General features: G+C 41.9%; 15 protein-coding genes. 10 read left to right on the top strand and 5 right to left on the bottom strand.

Annotation, left to right across the window (positions count from 1 at the left end):
• The first annotated feature begins 116 nt into the window (after window positions 1-116).
• Window positions 117-1,349, top strand: a complete 1,233-nt coding sequence (locus H9659_RS12960; RefSeq protein WP_191691253.1) for a Fic family protein — start codon at window positions 117-119, stop codon at window positions 1,347-1,349.
• Between the two features lie 195 nt (window positions 1,350-1,544).
• On the opposite strand, the gene H9659_RS12955 is transcribed toward H9659_RS12960, so the two are convergent.
• The gene (locus H9659_RS12955) at window positions 1,545-2,528 is read right to left on the bottom strand and encodes a sensor domain-containing diguanylate cyclase (RefSeq protein ID WP_191691251.1); all 984 of its coding nucleotides are present in this window, start codon (window positions 2,526-2,528) and stop codon (window positions 1,545-1,547) included.
• A gap of 438 nt (window positions 2,529-2,966) precedes the next feature.
• Here H9659_RS12955 and H9659_RS12950 point away from each other — a divergent pair, with 438 nt between their 5' ends.
• The gene (locus H9659_RS12950) at window positions 2,967-4,760 is read left to right on the top strand and encodes a M3 family oligoendopeptidase (RefSeq protein ID WP_191691245.1); all 1,794 of its coding nucleotides are present in this window, start codon (window positions 2,967-2,969) and stop codon (window positions 4,758-4,760) included.
• Between the two features lie 246 nt (window positions 4,761-5,006).
• On the opposite strand, the gene H9659_RS12945 is transcribed toward H9659_RS12950, so the two are convergent.
• A complete protein-coding gene (locus H9659_RS12945) occupies window positions 5,007-5,558 on the bottom strand; it encodes a competence protein ComK (RefSeq protein WP_191691243.1) in 552 nt (183 codons plus the stop codon).
• Between the two features lie 641 nt (window positions 5,559-6,199).
• On the opposite strand from H9659_RS12945, the gene H9659_RS12940 reads away from it, so the two are divergent.
• Both H9659_RS12940 and H9659_RS12935 read left to right on the top strand, forming a co-directional pair.
• Window positions 6,200-6,679 (top strand): sigma-70 family RNA polymerase sigma factor, encoded by a 480-nt coding sequence (locus H9659_RS12940; RefSeq protein ID WP_191691241.1) that lies wholly within the window; start codon window positions 6,200-6,202, stop codon window positions 6,677-6,679.
• A 349-nt stretch (window positions 6,680-7,028) separates the two neighbouring features.
• The gene (locus H9659_RS12935) at window positions 7,029-7,823 is read left to right on the top strand and encodes a DeoR family transcriptional regulator (RefSeq protein ID WP_191691240.1); all 795 of its coding nucleotides are present in this window, start codon (window positions 7,029-7,031) and stop codon (window positions 7,821-7,823) included.
• A 703-nt stretch (window positions 7,824-8,526) separates the two neighbouring features.
• Here H9659_RS12935 and H9659_RS12930 read toward each other — a convergent pair.
• Window positions 8,527-9,384: a helix-turn-helix domain-containing protein gene (locus H9659_RS12930; RefSeq protein WP_191691238.1), complete on the bottom strand. Its 858-nt coding sequence runs from the start codon at window positions 9,382-9,384 to the stop codon at window positions 8,527-8,529.
• Window positions 9,385-9,824: 440 nt separating this feature from the next.
• Between H9659_RS12930 and H9659_RS12925 the strand changes: the two genes are divergently transcribed.
• The 3 genes from H9659_RS12925 (at window position 9,825) to H9659_RS12915 (ending at window position 12,033) form a co-directional block, all read left to right on the top strand.
• Window positions 9,825-10,568 carry a YiiX/YebB-like N1pC/P60 family cysteine hydrolase gene (locus H9659_RS12925; RefSeq protein WP_191691236.1) on the top strand — a complete coding sequence of 248 codons (744 nt, stop codon included), beginning with the start codon at window positions 9,825-9,827 and terminating at the stop codon, window positions 10,566-10,568.
• A 64-nt stretch (window positions 10,569-10,632) separates the two neighbouring features.
• A complete protein-coding gene (locus tag H9659_RS12920; protein WP_191691234.1) occupies window positions 10,633-11,820 on the top strand; it encodes a hypothetical protein in 1,188 nt (395 codons plus the stop codon).
• Window positions 11,821-11,865: 45 nt separating this feature from the next.
• Window positions 11,866-12,033 carry a hypothetical protein gene (locus H9659_RS12915; RefSeq protein ID WP_191691232.1) on the top strand — a complete coding sequence of 56 codons (168 nt, stop codon included), beginning with the start codon at window positions 11,866-11,868 and terminating at the stop codon, window positions 12,031-12,033.
• Between the two features lie 343 nt (window positions 12,034-12,376).
• On the opposite strand, the gene H9659_RS12910 is transcribed toward H9659_RS12915, so the two are convergent.
• Together H9659_RS12910 and H9659_RS12905 are read right to left on the bottom strand one after the other, a co-directional pair.
• Entirely contained in the window at window positions 12,377-12,979 is a 603-nt protein-coding gene (locus tag H9659_RS12910) for a transposase (RefSeq protein WP_318240734.1), read from the bottom strand.
• Window positions 12,980-13,632: 653 nt separating this feature from the next.
• Window positions 13,633-14,865 (bottom strand): glycosyltransferase family 39 protein, encoded by a 1,233-nt coding sequence (locus H9659_RS12905; protein ID WP_191691228.1) that lies wholly within the window; start codon window positions 14,863-14,865, stop codon window positions 13,633-13,635.
• Window positions 14,866-14,889: 24 nt separating this feature from the next.
• On the opposite strand from H9659_RS12905, the gene H9659_RS12900 reads away from it, so the two are divergent.
• From H9659_RS12900 to H9659_RS12890, 3 genes are read left to right on the top strand one after another with little or no spacing between them, the layout of a single operon-like run.
• Window positions 14,890-15,600 carry a glycosyltransferase family 2 protein gene (locus tag H9659_RS12900; RefSeq protein ID WP_404828988.1) on the top strand — a complete coding sequence of 237 codons (711 nt, stop codon included), beginning with the start codon at window positions 14,890-14,892 and terminating at the stop codon, window positions 15,598-15,600.
• Window positions 15,601-15,614: 14 nt separating this feature from the next.
• Window positions 15,615-15,974, top strand: a complete 360-nt coding sequence (locus H9659_RS12895) for a DUF2304 domain-containing protein (protein WP_191691224.1) — start codon at window positions 15,615-15,617, stop codon at window positions 15,972-15,974.
• Window positions 15,971-16,342, top strand: coding sequence for an EamA family transporter (locus tag H9659_RS12890; RefSeq protein WP_191691222.1), 372 nt, complete (start codon window positions 15,971-15,973; stop codon window positions 16,340-16,342). Before H9659_RS12895 ends, H9659_RS12890 begins: the two co-directional genes overlap by 4 nt.
• Window positions 16,343-16,484: the final 142 nt, after the last annotated feature.

The following is a 16,484-nucleotide window of genomic DNA, read 5'->3' as shown; positions in this document are numbered from 1 at the left end:
TCTCACTCATTCACCTGTCGAGTGGAACTGTTTATAGCATAATCATATATCTATATGGGTATACTTCTGATACAATATAAAAAACAAGGTATTTTTAAAACTCAGGAGGTTAAGTGATGACATATGATAAGTTATCCAAACTTTTTTACAAGTTAACTACCTCGGATTATAATCTAGAGTACCAAAAACGGAAAGAAAGTTATGGTTGCTATTCCACAAACTTGACGATTAAAGGCTTCAAAAGGGAGCGCCTGACAAATGATACTTTCGAGCTGTTTTATGTAAATATACCTGAATTAATGAAGTTGAATAACGAGGTATTGTTAAACAGCTCAAAAATTTCTTCGTTAGTGAACAAGTTACCGGGTTTTGTGATTGAACCCTATTTTAACAAGTTGATCATAAACGAGGCGCAAAGCAATAACGAAATAGAGGGTGTTAAAAGTACAAAGAAAGAGCTGAGCGACGCATTAAAGGAATTGACAAAACCAGAGCCTAAAAACAAAAAATTCCTAGGACTCATGAAAACTTATTTGCATATAGAGGACATAGATCCTTTCGAAAAAACAGAATCATTCAGAGTTCTATACGATAATTTAGTTGCAGATGAAATTTCTTCTGATGATATCCCTGACGGTGAACTCTTCAGAAAAGGGTACGTAGAAGTCAACGACGGGAATTCAACAACCCATATAGGGATCAGTTCGGAAAAGAACATCATAATCGCTTTAAAAGAACTAATTGATTACTTGAATGATCAGTCTCATCCTAATTTGTATCGTTACATGGTGGCACATTACTTTTATGAATACATTCATCCTTTTTACGATGGGAATGGAAGAACCGGCAGATTGATTGTAGGAAGTTACTTATCAAGATACCTGGAAAAATACTCAGCTATCACATTTTCCTACGCTGTAAACAAAAATAAATCGAAATATTATAAAGCACTTGAAGAAGTCCCTTCCCCTCTTAATAAAGGCGAAATCACTTTCTATTTGATCGATATGCTGCAATTGCTATCTTCTGGACAAAAAGGGATTATAGAAGATTTAGAAGAAAACCTTCTCAAATTGAATCGAATAAATGAATACCTTTCCCACGACAACTGGACAGAAAAAGCGAACGAAAGGGAATTACTGTATATTTTAATAACAATCAACGTATTTGTACAAGAGGATACCGAATTATCCCTGGCAAATCTAATGACATTATCAAAAAAGTCCAGGTATCTCATTAATAATTCCATGACTTATTTGATAAACCACGACTACGTGGAAGTAGCTACACACTATCCGAAGTCTTTCAAAGTAAGCAGGGAGTGTTTAGAAACTATCATCCCCGTATGAGTGAGATACCTGGACCTCATACAATTCAGCCAATGAAGTTGCATCCATCATTTAGCGCGCACGCATCTAGAAGAACGAAACCGCGCACAGACATTCTTTCTCACATCACCCAATCATATTAGTGAAGCACAAACCCCAACACCAGTATCTTGATGTTGGGGTTTCTTGTGTTGTATTGTGTGACACACCGGTACTTCACACCGGTACACTTCGGTTCCTGTCAATACGCTTCTGCCGTTTCTCCGCCTTATTCCGATACATTTCCGCATCCGCCTGTCTGAACAGTTGCGACATGCAGCCGATGGAATTCCCAGTGTACGCACTGCCGATCGACAGGTGAATTTCCTCTTCGGGATGAATCCCATTGTAATCTTCCAGCTCTTTGGCCATCACTTCGTCCAGTTCCTGCAGGTGATGGTGTGCATTTTCGCCAGTTATCAGGATGATGAATTCATCTCCGCCAATACGGGCAATCGTTGTATCGTGATCGCTGAATCGCGTCAAATAACGGGCCACACGTTTCAACAGTTCGTCACCAGCTTCATGGCCGAACTGATCGTTGACCATTTTCAATCGATCCACATCACATAGAATCATACCCGCCGGCGTCGAAACTTCCACGTTCAGCTGCTCGATTATTTCATTGAAAAACGCCCGGTTATGGATATCTGTCAACGCATCATAATTCGCCTGGTATTCAAGTCGCCGTTGTTGCTCCATCCGCTCATCGATGTTGCGAGTAACGCCTTGCAGTGCGACCAGTTCGTCATTTTCATAGATGGGTGTGATGCGTTCTTCAAACCAGTGGTAGATCCCGTCCTGGTCCTTCCATCGCTGGATGAGCATGTCGCCATAGTCGACTTCGTTGCTCACTTTATCCATCATTTCCGCCAAGTCATCCGGATGCACCAATTGGAAAGGAACAGAAGGATCCTTCATTGCCGCTTCTGCCGTCCCTTCCCCTAGCCACAGGTCGATTGCGGGACTTAAGTAGATGAACTTCCACTCCGGCTTGATTTGGAAGTGGTAAATCACGTCTTTTGAATTGTCCAACATCGCAAGCATATTCTGTTGCTGTTCTGAAATAGTTGTTTCACTTTCCAAACGCTTTAACGTTCGCTCCGGAGTCAGCCGGCGCAGGAAAACCATTGCTTGTTTCAGTAGATGATTTATTTTCAACCTGCTATCACTCCTGTCACCGTAACCCGTTTTTAAAATCCAGTATTTTAATGAGCCCTTTGATGGAATCATTTAGCCAATGATTGTAAAGATGTGATTTTCTATGAAGTATACCATTTATCTTATTATAGGTAAATAGTTCGTAGTCTTTTATCACTAGATAAGAGGAAGTTTTATATTTCCAGAAAATACTACCTATTACATCCATTCTAGATTCCTTTGCTCATTCTGCTCGTACAAATTCTTTTCTCTCTTGAATGGGATTTCATAATATCCTCGAACATACAGGTGTAATTCAATTGGTAACTTTTAAGACTCCCGCTCGTTACCTGTATACGTTCTTAGCTAGCCATCTCCCGGAAAGCGTCAATCTTACTTTCAGCATTCCATCTAATTTTTCTATATACTCGGAATATACTTTCAAAAAGGAGAGATTGGATGACGCACACCAAAAAATATAACCAGACATGGGATTTGGACCAAATCTTTACAGGTGGCAGCACTTCTGAAGATTTACAACAGACCGTGAAACAGCTGACTGAAGAAATCGGACAAATGGACGAGCAGATCACCCAGTTCAATCCGGAGAATGCAACGGCTGAATCGTTGGCTGCCATCACGGACAACCTGTCTCCTGTCCAAAAACAGTTGCGGGACGTGTACGCGTACATCAGTTGTCTGAGTGCACAGGACGTCAATGATGAGGAGGCTGCTGTATGGGTCGCAAAGCGCGGGGAGTTGAGCGCGAAGATGGGAGCAGTTGGTACGAAACTTGACCAGAAACTGAAAGCAATCGATGACACATCCTGGGAACAGCTGTTGGGATCGCCGCAATTGAAAGCAATCGCTTTTCCTCTCAGTGAAGCCAGACTCCAAGCAAAAGAATTGCTGCCCTTGGAGCAAGAAATTCTAATCAATGATTTGGCTGTGGATGGCTATCACGCCTGGAATCAGATGTACGATACGATTGTCGGCAGCATGCACGTGACCGCAGAAGAAAACGGGGAGACGAAACAGTATTCAATTGGGCAGGCATCGAATAAGATGTCCACTCCCGACCGCAATGTACGGAAAAATTTGTTTGAAAAAATCCATCGGGAATGGCAGAAAAACGCCTCGCTATTCGGGCAAACGTTGAACCATTTGGCCGGATTCCGCCTGCACACGTACCGCCAACGTGGCTGGGACGACGTTTTAAAAGAACCACTTGAAAATAACCGGATGCAAAAAGAGACGCTCGATGCCATGTGGACAGCGATTGAGCAGAACAAAGCGCCGTTTGTTGACTTTCTGAATCGGAAAGCCGACTTACTCGATTTGGATAAATTGAGTATCTATGATATCGGCGCTCCCTTAGGCAAAAGTGAAACGAAGATGTCCTATACTGAAGGTGCCGACCGCATTATCAGCCAGTTCCAGAAGTTCAGCCCGAAGATGGCCGAATTTGCAAAGATGGCGTTCGAAAACCGCTGGATCGAGGCGGAAGATCGACCTGGAAAACGCCCAGGTGGATTTTGTACGAGCTTTCCGAACAAAGAACAGACACGCATCTTCATGACCTTTTCTGGATCAGCATCCAATATCGCAACATTGGCACACGAACTCGGCCACGGATTCCATCAGCATGTCATGAATGATCTGCACATCATGAACCAAAAATATGCCATGAACGTAGCAGAAACTGCATCGACGTTCGCGGAAATGATCGTGGCAGATGCAGCCGTGAAACAAGCTGCGTCAGAAGAAGAAAAAATAGCTTTATTGGAAGACAAAGTGCGCCGGGGTGTAACCTTCTTCATGAACATCCATGCCCGCTTCCTCTTCGAAACACGATTTTACGAAGAACGGAAAAATGGGATGATACCCGTCGACCAGCTCAATCAGCTCATGATCGACGCTCAAAAAGAAGCCTACTGTAATGCGCTCGACGAATACGATCCGATGTTCTGGGCATCGAAACTGCACTTCCACAAAACGGGTACCCCTTTTTATAACTTCCCGTATACGTTCGGTTACTTATTCAGTCTCGGCATCTATGCACACGCACGTGAACAAGGAAGCGGCTTCGAAGACGAGTATATCGCCTTATTGCAAGACACCGGCCGCATGACGGTGGAAGACTTGGCCGAGAAACACTTAGGTGTCGATTTGACGAAGCCGGACTTTTGGGAGAAAGCCATCCAATTGTGCGTAGAGGACGTCCATGAATTCATGCAGCTGACGGAAAAGTGAATTTGTGGAATCAAGTTGAAAGCTTCAAGTCTTTTCCGTTCTACAAACAAACGTTACTTTAAGGGGATACTCCTCTTCTGCCGGTTTGCTACCCAGTGGATGGAAGACATGCATGTTGAATATCCCGAAATGTATAAAAGCAACAACCGCCCTGGACTCATGAACAGGGCGGTTGTTGCTTTTCATGGAAGGATTTTGCAGCGAAATGGGACTGTCATCTATTCCAGCCCAGTTATCACAGCACGTTTACTCTTCTGAGTAGTTCACCCCTTTTCCGTTTCTCTTGATCACATAAGACTGCGTGTACTTCTCACGCACCTTCATGACCTGATTCGTATTCAGTTCAATCTTGTACTGCAACTTGCACGTGCGCAAATATCGATTCTCAAAAACAGTGCAACTGATGGGTAAGACGACCCGACTGCCGTTATTTAAAACGACCATTACTTGGCCGTCCTCATTATTCTTGTATTCATACACATGCTCGATTGCTACCCAAGCACATTCCGGATTTTTCGGAGAGTAAGTCGGTGCCATGTAAATGCCATGTTTCTTGCTGATCGCTACCGGAGGATACGTTCTGCTCCCTAAGATCTCATCCGCACAATCGATAGCTCCTTTCAAACTGGAACCTGAAAGGCGCAAGTTATAGTCTACAATCTTCGTAGGTGTGCTCTCGACGATTATAATCTGGTCCCCTTCCAAAATCATCGAAAGCAAACGACCGCACTCATTAAAGTAAGGAAAAATAACGCACGTTTCAGTTGTAATCATGTACTTGTTTGTAGTTTTCAACATCCTATCCCCTTTTTAGAAATTTTCTCTTTATTTTCACGTAAAAAAGGGTATACTAGCATAAGCTGGTACACCCAGCAGAACTGCCTTAAGTGATTGGTTTTCGACGGCCGATTCTCACTTAAGGCTTTTTTGTGCCCCATTTCCCCACCTACTCCTCACCCCCTTAACTAAGCAAATCCGTATACTATGCAAGCCTATCATCAAAAATAATAGACAATCCTTAGTGATGAATTAACAGAATTTACTAAATTAATTTTATTATATAATATCTTATGCAAATAGCAATAGATAATTTGTAATATATAGGAGTATTTACCGTATTATTGACTATCTCTGTCTAAGGTTCCAAAATTAGTGTCGAATTGGAAACCGAATTGTTAGTTGCGTGTTTAGAATGCTAGTAGCATCAGGAAAATCCCGACGGCAACCCCTAATTCTTCATTAGCTCTTCCTTTCCTGCATCGAAACATCGAATTTTTCACATTCACTAAGCGAAACTTATAACCCCTCCTACCATTCTTCGAAGTTCGTATACAGCAAACCACTAATACCACGATTCGTTTTTCTTAATCGACCATTCTATGATGAAGTCACCCAGGGAATAAACGAGCGTCGTGCACGGCCTGTAAAGGCTGATTGAATTGAAATCATTTGAAGAGGTACTCGAACAATATACACCCATGCTATCTGCAGTTATGCGGAAATTGAACATTTATCGGGATTTTGAACACTTCCGCCAAGCGGGGCGAGTTGCGTTGTGGCAAGCATGGCAGCGGTTCGATGAAACAAAAGGGAATTTCACGCCTTATGCGTATCGTTCCATTTATGGGGCGATGCTCGATGAACTGAAACGGGAAAACCGTTTCAGTGACGTGCATATGCCGGCAGAAGACGACCTTCTGGAATTCGCAGGAACCACTCCCCAAGAAACCGAAGCCGATTACGGTGGATTGGAAGATGCGGTGAGAGACCTCTCCGTACAGGAACGCGAACTGCTGATTATGCTCTTTGTAAATCGCTGTTCCCAAGCTACTTGTGCTGCCCACTTCGGAATTTCCGTTCCGGGTATCAAGAAACGGAAAGAACGCCTTCTGCTGAAGTTGCGGAAACAGCTCGAGTGAGGTACATGGACCACACACAATTAATACGCTATTCTGTAAATTAAATAGCAATCAGTAAAAGGACTAGCCTTCGAGTTGGTCCTTTTATTCATGCACTCCCCAAACCTCCTCCCCTTCTACGAATCGTCCACGTACCTGTTCTTAATAAAGAGTTGAACAATGAGCAGGAACAGTTTGCACAGAAAAAGCCCCCGACCGATTTCTCAATCAGAGGACATTCTCCCTCATTCATCCGGTTAGTATCTAAATTGAGTGAGGTCCAGCATCTCTTTTCAAAGAAAAATAGTGAACTGTCTGTCTACTTTCTTCCGACTTCTTTCTATATAGAAGGTAAAAAGGGGGATCACACATGACACACTATCTATCTCGCTACGCCAATTTCACCAAAGCAGAGGAAATGGACGCCGCTGCCCAACAACATGTCGATATCCACTGGAATGCGATGAATAAGACAGACCGCGCCGTACTGGAGATGATTCGCTATTACTCCGTTAAATACCTGGCTGCACATTTGAAACATCAGACAATCGAAACGAAACTAGGGGTTTCAAACTCCACAGTGAGACGCGCGCTGCGGAAATTAGAGAAGCTCGAAATCATCGAACGCATCCATTACGTGCGACCTGTGATGAGCGGTCTCGGTGCCAACATCTATGCTATTTTGCCCGTTGTTGACCAGGGGAAAATGGACAGTGGAACAACCGGCCAGGAACTCGATGAGCACAAGGTTTCTCAACCATTATCAGGAATCGAACCTTCTTTCTTTAAATCTCAAAAGCCTAAAGATCCTATAAAGACGTCTCAGCCTCCGTCTGATAAGTTATCCACAACTCTTTTCGGCAGGATGAAATCCTTACTTGCATTTACAGGGGATCACTCAAAAGCACGTGAATTTTACGGAATCCACAAAGTTCTATCTGGACGGATGCTGAAATTCGAAATCTATAAAGGACTAGAAGAACTTTTTGAAACACTCGCTTATCGGGCGACACATATTACGGTCATGGCGACAAAAACTAAAAACATCCGAAGCTTGCCGGGATACTTCAAAGGAGTCCTCCGACAACTCATGATAGACGAGCTGTTCTCTGATATTTACCAAGAATATAGCATTTCGGTTGATGGATTCACACTGCCGTTGTGAGTGATTGGTGATGCATATCTAGTGCATCTAGTGAACCTTAACCATTACAAGCCCTTTAACCGAAATCCGTACAACGGGTGAATCGCACTAATTCTGTATGGATGGACCGTTCCTGTTTCGGTGTTCGATAGCCTTCCTCTTCCGCTTCGATGATGCTGAAGAATCAGCATGCCATACTTTAAGTACGGCTTTAATATGTATTTCCAGGCATGCGGTATATCCCTGACTGGCTTACTTTGAGTTCGAGTCGGCCCTGACTCACACAGGTTTCTGCAGATTGCCTTGCTGGATGGCTGTGTTCCTTTCTCCCACTGAAGCCATCTTCCTGACTCTTCATGGAACAATTGTTGTATAGTAGGCTTGTTTCCTCTAACACTCGTAAGGATACAATGACTACTCGCTTTGCTGGATGAGTCTTGGAATGTGCCGAATGTGTGAGTGCTGTTTCGAGGACTGTCGAGTGTTCGTTTAGTGGTTTGTTTCAATGGTCTTCCTCCTAAATTAGAAAAGGCCCTCACCCGGTCGATTGGATGAGGACGCCTTGTGTATCCAGGAATACACGATCTATTTGAAAAGCTAGTTGGGACGGTTGTGTCGGCAAAGGAAAAGTTCTCTAACCGATTGCTCGATTAGAAGGTCCTCTCCTTCATTCACTTAGCCAATTGTCTGTTTAGTGTAGGGTCCAGGTACCTGTTACCCATAGTCAATACCCAGCGTATAGCTCAATTTCGGTTTTTGCCATTTGCAACAGTTCCTGTTCCTCTAGAACAGTCAGAATCTCCAATCCCTTTTGCAACCATGGTAATCCGTCTTCACCTAATCTGCTCAAACAGATCCCTTTCCGTACGTAACAGACCGCCCGTTGCAAATATGCTTTCTGTTTTTCTGAGTAAATGATTGCAGTTTCAATTTCTTTTAACGCTTCTTCATAACAGGCTTCTTTTATCAACATGAGTGAAATATTTACACAGAAATTTATTTTCAGACGCTGGATGTCTTGAAACTCTCCATATCGATCAATACTTTTGAACGCTAGCTTTTTTATTTCGATCATCGTATCCAGTGGAAAAAAGTAAAAAATCGCATTTAACACGTATAGATCTGAAAAGTAAAATTGGTTTTTGACGGACAACCTTTTCCATACATTCGATACACTTGTTAAAAGCATTTCTTTATCCGCCGTATGTATGAGAATGAGCAGCGCTTCTGCTAAAGACTTGATATCGCTAATTAAATGGTCGTCTTTTTTCTTTAAATAGCTCACTGCCATGGTTAGTAACTCTTTCACCTTTTCCTCATTATTGTATGAAATTGAAAGGAATTTCTTAACGATTGCATCCTTTTCACTATGCTTGAACTCATTTTGAATGTATAGGAATTCTTCAAAAGACACTTCGAGATTTTCAAGAATTCGTGACAGAGACGAAAAAGTAATATCCGTCTTATTCAACTCGAATTTTGAATACGCACTTTGCGTCATGACTCCATCCACAACATATTGCTGAGAGTAGGCTTTATCACTTCGAATCTTTCTAACAACGGAACCTATACTTGTGTGCATCGAGCCTCTTCCTTTCTAGTCATTTACGACTTTTTTATTCATCTTCTATTCTGTTGAAAGTATGATTACATTCAGTGGAAGTAAACTTACAAAGATAGGAGGTAACCGCCATGTTAGAATTGCTGATAACACTATTGGATATCTGGTTTATCAATTAACTTTGTGTACGTAACGTATTGCAGTCACGGAACTGGACCCCCGATTTTGACGTATATTCAAGTTTTAAATTAAGCTGCAAAAAAGACTGAATATTACAACTAGAATAACTATCCTCGTATCGTCTTTGCAAGTGGTAACCGTATTAGCATTTGTCGGACGTTTTCATACACTACAGCCATAGAATTTTCAATGAGTATACCTTAAGGGAGTGGATATTGTAATTCTCACTTCTTACCCTCAACCTCTAATCAACATAAAAAAACTATAAGGGAGTTGCAAAAATGAAAAAAACAATTATAGCCCTCTCGTTATCTACTACTTTGTTATTCGGCCAGGCAAGTTCGGTCTCTGCTATTTCGGGGTTAACGAATGGTAGTACAGATCTCCATGAAATCCTCAAACTACAGCCTGATATTTCAAAACGGGAATTACTGAAGGATGTCAGGGAAATTGCTGCGAATACCGGTCAGTCTGAAGAAAGCGTCCTTGAGCAGATCTACACAGAGTTGAAGAACAATGATGAAAAGGGCAAACAGGAAAAAGCCGCGACTTCTGATGTATCTGCTTATGGTGCTTCCGGCGGTACTAAAAGTGTAGGCTCCAGTACGAAAGGTAACTTCTATTATACCCCTTCACAAACTGCTTATTTAGATCATGGCCATGTAGGGTTATACTATACGTCCACAACGATTGTGGAATCCGTCCCTTCTGCTGGCGTTCGAACCATTTCAACTACAGCGCGCAAAGTAGATAGTTCAGGTGCGAAGGTGAAGTCGGTCACCACTTCTACTACAAACCGGAACAATGCTGCCAACTGGGCTAGGAGTCAAGTTGGACAATCCTATTCTTATAATTTTGCAACCAATCGTCAAACCGGTCATACGGGAGCTAAAAACTGTTCCAAACTCATTTGGTCGGCTTACAAACTTAATGGCTCCTTGGACTTGGATGTAGATGGTGGATTAGGAGTGTATCCACGTGATGTAAGAGATGCAAAAGGTACTGTTCTCGTACGAAATATTTAAATCTCAAAACAAGGCCGTCTAATCCTATCAGATGGTCTTGTTTGTCGAGTTGGAGGAACTGGAAATGAAGAAAAAGAGAGTTATCCTACTAGTTGCTTCTCTACTCCTAGTACTTATTTTAATCCTGACCCTTACGAAAGAGAAAAGCATCCCTGCTTCGTCATTACTTTCTCTAAATGAGGTTTCCGAAAAAAAACTACTAGAAAATACAAAAGCCATTATCTATTTGTCCACAACAGCTGATCAGGATATTGACGGAAAAGGAGTCAGTTATGGCGTTTTCGTTCAGGAGGATCACTCCGTTCAAGCACTGCCCATGAAAGGGCTTGAGCTCGGAAGCGTAGCAGTCGGTAAAGATCAGCTTTTATTAGAAGACAAAAACAATGTCACACTAATTAGCGACAAGACGAAAAATTTTAAAATGGACGCTCCGCAATATACAGGAGAACGGACTGGTTACCTACCCGAACACGACCTGTTTTTCAGTATTTATAACAGTGGTTTTGTAGAAGACGGATACAGCTCCGATGTACGATATGGAAATTCGAACGGCTTCCAGGTAGAGAGCATCCCTTATTATATTGCTGCTTCCGGAGCTAACGATCGTACTGTGGATATCCTTACACAAGATTTAGAAAAAAACGAATTCCATCTTAAGGAAGTGACATTTGATAAGGGACTTAATGTAAAAGATGTCGCGGCGATTCAATCCGAATCCACTGAAAACTTGCAAGTACTCGCACCCGTATTATCGGATGAAAACTACTACTATCTGATTATCTCTGAAATTATCAATGATACGAGTGAAGCCGTATCCATTTATCGAGTAAATAAAAACACATTTAAGCAAGATACATTTGAAGTCATCAATTACAAAGATACAGACTTAACCGCCACCATCCCATACAATTATAAAAATTCTGCAGCCATCCATAATGGTAAGCTGTATTACGCCAATGGATTGGGTGATATCTACTCTTTCCATTTAGATACAATGGCAGTAGAGAAAGCATTCAGCCTTGAAAAAGCCAGTGATTCGAGTGTCCGCCACAACGAAGAAACCTATTTCAAAGATGGCAATCTCTACGTATTGCGACATAGTCCGGATAAAAAAGAGCACTATTATTTGGAGACTTATTCGCTCGAGAAAGGGATATTAACAGAGTCCATAGATATTAACGGTCTGGATGCCATCCTTGAACAATCCAAAAACAAGAACGTCTACTCATATGACTTGAAAGTTTTTGAATAGGTACCTGGACCACACACAACTCAATAAAGCAGGCAGGTGTTTACTATGAAAATTTTACTCATGGTTGTTTGGGGTGTCATTCTTCTTTATCTTTTAAATGTATTTCATATCGAGAAGACCATTTTTAACTATGTCATTGCTTTCGTTGTTTTAATGGCGGGCATCTTTCTCATTGAGCGCGTTGGTAAAAAAACTCCCCATAAGTCACGGTAATTATTTTAAAATGAATACTTTTATATTAACAAAAGAAATACGATGACACCTAGGTACCTCACCTAGGTACCTGGATCACACACAATTCCGAGACAATTCATTCACTCGAATCACGACTACATCGGTTCTTAGAGACTGCACATTTGTAGTGGCATTTGTATTCTCATCACAATAAAATGAACACCCTACATGTATCAACTCTCATATATTTTAAATTAGAAATCATCAGGTATTTATCAGTGGAACAAGTTCATCGATCCCTTTGTAAACAGAAAGAGCTCACCATTCCTTCATAAGGACGGATGAGCTCTTTCTGTGCTGAATTCAGCCAAGCTCTCTACACTTACTTCATCTCCATCATCCATTCCGACAGTTCTTCCAGCTCGTCCACACCAAACTCCTGCAAGCAATACGTACTGTAACCCTCAATAGTTTTTTCAAATGATACAGGTAGAAATTGGAATAAAAGACTCGTATCCATGTAAGGGGGTGGTTCAGAATAAGGATCGACGTAGAATGGAAACGAACTGTGAGGATAATCTTGCAGATTCGCAACGAGCGGAATTCTCGTTTCAATCGGGTTCCGGTGGATGTACCGACTAACTATCAATTGTACATTAGGATTGATAACCAGCTTCGAGTAGTAGCGCCGCTGATAGATGCGACCTACGTGACTGTATCGCTTGGAATAGTAATCGCTGTACCGCCGGTTAATGAGCTTCATGATTTTACTGAGATCCTCCTCTGACTTCATGAGGATATGAAAGTGGTTCGACATGATACAGAATGCTACGATGGTAAAGGAATAGTGGGTATATGTATGATAAATGCAGCGCATTAGGTGATATTTGTCCTCAGGATCGTTATAAATATCGGAACGGTTGTTACCGCGCATGATGACATGATAATAAGCTCCTTGGCGCCAGTTACGTTTCTGTCTAGGGATTTCAGTCGCCTCCTACCGTAATGATTCATCTCGTGTATTTGATGCAATTAACGATGCAATTCACGGGGTAATCCCTATCTTGTATACGAATTCGCTACTTCAAATAATGAATCGTACAGTCTAAACATACTTCCAGCCGTCTCGAATTACCCATTGTTTTTCATCCCCTGCTTCCTCAAGCACACACAAATTTCAACTGAGCAACAAGCCCGGTCACCTCTCTTCCTTCACTAACACTTTTGGATTCTCAAGCTCTATGGTATCTATTCAAGTAGACAATCCAACAGACACTTCTTTGTTTTTTCATGCTAAAAACACTACCAGGCAACCGCCAATAAAATTTCAATCCTTACAAAAATCTAATAAAATTTAACTTTCTAACCTCATGCCAGATAGTATACCCAAAGACGTACCTACTGCCAAAACAGTGTTTTCAAATAGTGTAACAATTCAATCCTCTTACAAAAGCCGTAATGAAGGGGTTCGTAGTTCAATTCATTTACTTAGATGAAACCAAATCTGAGTTTTGAGCTATTAAAACACCTCAAAACTCAGAAATGGTCAAATTGATAATAAAAGCATAAGGAATTTCGCCAACTAGGTTTAATCGAAAAAAATCCTCCACCCGAGAGTTCGAGTAGAGGATTTATAAGTTACTCTATGTGAAGAGTTTTCTGACTAGTGTCTGAATTGGGTGTGGTCCAGGTACTTCTACCCCTTCGAGCGATCAGCACGGGTAAAAATCCGATATACAATAAATAGACAGGAGCCAAAGGAGCTCGGTAACGCTGTCCGCCGATCAGCAATCCGAGAGCGGTTAAAGAGGTGAAACCAATCATATAAATCAGCATCGACAAGTGAAGGAGCCTTCGTTTCTTGTCGAAAATAATCGCAGCCACTAAGCCGACTCCACTCAAGATCATCGATAGCAAATCTACAGTATCGAGAGGTTGAAAGAATAAGACCATCTTACCTATGACATTCTTCAAGGTTTCAACGGGATGGCTCAGCATATATTCCTTGGCCCGTTCTTTTAGAATAATACTACGTTCTGGGAGTGATTTTTCACTCAGCGTGTAGAAGTACGGCTCAACAAACTCTTCTTGAATTGTCGTAGCGAAAAAATCTACCTTCGTGGACGGGTTATTCGCGATATATAAGTTTTGTCCACTGTAATTCTCTAATGTTACATACTCCCCGTGCAGATGTTGGTTGTACATCCCGTTCACCATCAGCAAACCAATCGGAACGAGGCCAAACAGGACGATCAGCAACTTCTTTTTGTCTTTCCATACATAGTAAAGAAGCAACATTCCAAGCAGGACAAACATAAACATCAGGTGTGGCCGGAACAACAACGTGAAGCTGATAAACACAATCAGGTACCCTGCATTTTTAATACTTCCCTCTGAGTCAATCCACTTTTTCAGCAATAAAACCGAAATCAGAATCAGTGTGATGAAAATGGTTTCAGTAAGCAGGAATTGAGGACCGTTACGTATCAAGACCGTTTGGACGGCATACAACAAACCTACTATAAGAGCTGACGCATTGTTCTTAAAAAAGTTTTTAGCAATCGCCGCGACTAGGATTGCATTCATCCCATACAGGATATACTGAAAAACGAAAAAAGACGTTTCAGATTTGAATAGAAAAGCAAACACCGATAGAATGATCGCAAATAGAGGTGGGACGATGATCTCTTCCACCCGTACTTGGTTAATTAGACCATTGCCTTCCAACAAATTCTCCGCCATGTTATAATACAGTTGCCCATCTGGCGTTATATTCATGAACGGCACTTGTACTGCCAGCAAGTAAGCAAATAGTGCTGTTAAAGCTGCTACAAAAATCGTGCCGTACATCAGGATTGACTTCCAGTTCACACAATACACCTCGTTAGTGGCAAAATCCAAGTAAGGAGACCCTCCATGACTTCACCTGTTCTCATAATTATTCCTGCTTACAATGAGGAAGCAACAATTTTACAAACCGTGCAGACAATCGAGACCAACACTCCTTATGATTATATAGTAATTAATGACGGTTCAACAGACCTGACATTGAATATTTTAAAAGCGCATCAGAAACCGCATATCTCGCTTCCCGTGAATCTCGGGATTGGCGGTGCCATGCAGACCGGGTACAAGTACGCCCATCGGCAGGGCTATGAGTATGCGATGCAGCTCGATGCAGATGGCCAACACGATCCAGCAGACATCAGCCTTCTACTGGAAAGCATCCAGGACGGAGATTATGATATGGTCATCGGTTCCAGATTCCTCGAAAAAACCGCTTACAAAGGGTCCATCATCCGAAGAATCGGGATCTCCTATTTTTACTACCTTCTTAAGATGATTGCCAAAATCGATGTATATGATCCCACTTCCGGTTACCGGATCGTAAACAAGAGAGTGATTACACTATTTGCTCAAGACTACCCGGTCGACTATCCTGAAGTGGAAGTGCTCGTTACGCTCTCCCGAAAAAAATACCGCATCAAGGAAGTAAAAACGGAAATGAACGATCGACAAGGCGGTGCCTCCAGTATTACGAACGTAAAGGGACTGTACTATATGATAAAGGTAACGTTCTTTTCATTGATTCGATCGTTTCTATAAAGGAGATGTAACCCATGTCAGGAACTATCCAACTCATTACATTCTTGGCCGCACTTCTATTCTTCCTACAAGTCATTTACCTGACGGCCAGGAATAAGCTACATGACAAATATGCATTTTTATGGATTTTGTTTGCATTAGTCGGGATTGGCGCGTCATTTTGCCTGCCGCTCCTCAATAAGATCGCTACACAAATCGGCATCACCTACATGCCTTCACTGGTCTTCATGGCCGCATTTCTGGTCGTCCTAATCCTATTGACATACCAGACGGTCATCATCTCCAAACACGAAAAACTGATTAAACAATTGGTTCAAGAAATCGCATTCCTGGACCATGCGAAAGAACAATCTGAAATGAGAAGTGAAAAATGAATCCAAGTTATCTGCTGCTCATCGCATTGAACACGATCATCCTTGTAATAGGACAGTTCCTATGGAAAACCGGCATGACTAAAAAAGAAGCCGATTTTTCATCCGTTTTCGGCATTTTGAAATTACTATTCTCTCCCTATGTCTTTTCAGGGCTCGTAATGTACGGCTTCGCCACCATCCTTTGGCTCTTCATCCTGTCCAAAGTTCAGCTAAGCGTGGCCTATCCGCTTCAGTCATTCGCCTATCTATTCACAGTGATCGGCGCTTACTTCGTCTTCGGGGAACCTATTACGTTGTGGAAAGTGGTTGGTGTTTTGTTTATTATGCTGGGGGTTTCGATTATTGGGATTTCTGAGGCGAGTTTGTAAGTGTGGATAAGAATATTGTTATATCCCAATATTTTTCAACAAGAAAACTCTCCAATCAACACTTGGGTACTGACCTAAAAAAGTGAGACAAATAAAAACACCTTACGTTGTAAAACGGGTATTGAACCTTAATACATCAACG

Origin of the sequence: Sporosarcina gallistercoris (genome assembly GCF_014836415.1) — a bacterium.
In the GTDB taxonomy this organism is placed as follows: Bacteria; Bacillota; Bacilli; order Bacillales_A; family Planococcaceae; genus Sporosarcina; species Sporosarcina gallistercoris.
The sequence above is the reverse complement of the archived record's forward strand: the minus strand, read 5'-3'. Positions and strand labels throughout refer to the sequence as shown.

Coding starts and splice junctions, on each gene's coding strand:
- H9659_RS12960 (WP_191691253.1), top strand. CDS start 117: ATGACATATGATAAGTTATCCAAACTTTTTTACAAGTTAACTACCTCG.
- H9659_RS12895 (WP_191691224.1), top strand. CDS start 15,615: ATGTCAGGAACTATCCAACTCATTACATTCTTGGCCGCACTTCTATTC.
- H9659_RS12935 (WP_191691240.1), top strand. CDS start 7,029: ATGACACACTATCTATCTCGCTACGCCAATTTCACCAAAGCAGAGGAA.
- H9659_RS12925 (WP_191691236.1), top strand. CDS start 9,825: ATGAAAAAAACAATTATAGCCCTCTCGTTATCTACTACTTTGTTATTC.
- H9659_RS12920 (WP_191691234.1), top strand. CDS start 10,633: ATGAAGAAAAAGAGAGTTATCCTACTAGTTGCTTCTCTACTCCTAGTA.
- H9659_RS12915 (WP_191691232.1), top strand. CDS start 11,866: ATGAAAATTTTACTCATGGTTGTTTGGGGTGTCATTCTTCTTTATCTT.
- H9659_RS12890 (WP_191691222.1), top strand. CDS start 15,971: ATGAATCCAAGTTATCTGCTGCTCATCGCATTGAACACGATCATCCTT.
- H9659_RS12945 (WP_191691243.1), bottom strand. CDS start 5,558: ATGTTGAAAACTACAAACAAGTACATGATTACAACTGAAACGTGCGTT.
- H9659_RS12930 (WP_191691238.1), bottom strand. CDS start 9,384: ATGCACACAAGTATAGGTTCCGTTGTTAGAAAGATTCGAAGTGATAAA.
- H9659_RS12950 (WP_191691245.1), top strand. CDS start 2,967: ATGACGCACACCAAAAAATATAACCAGACATGGGATTTGGACCAAATC.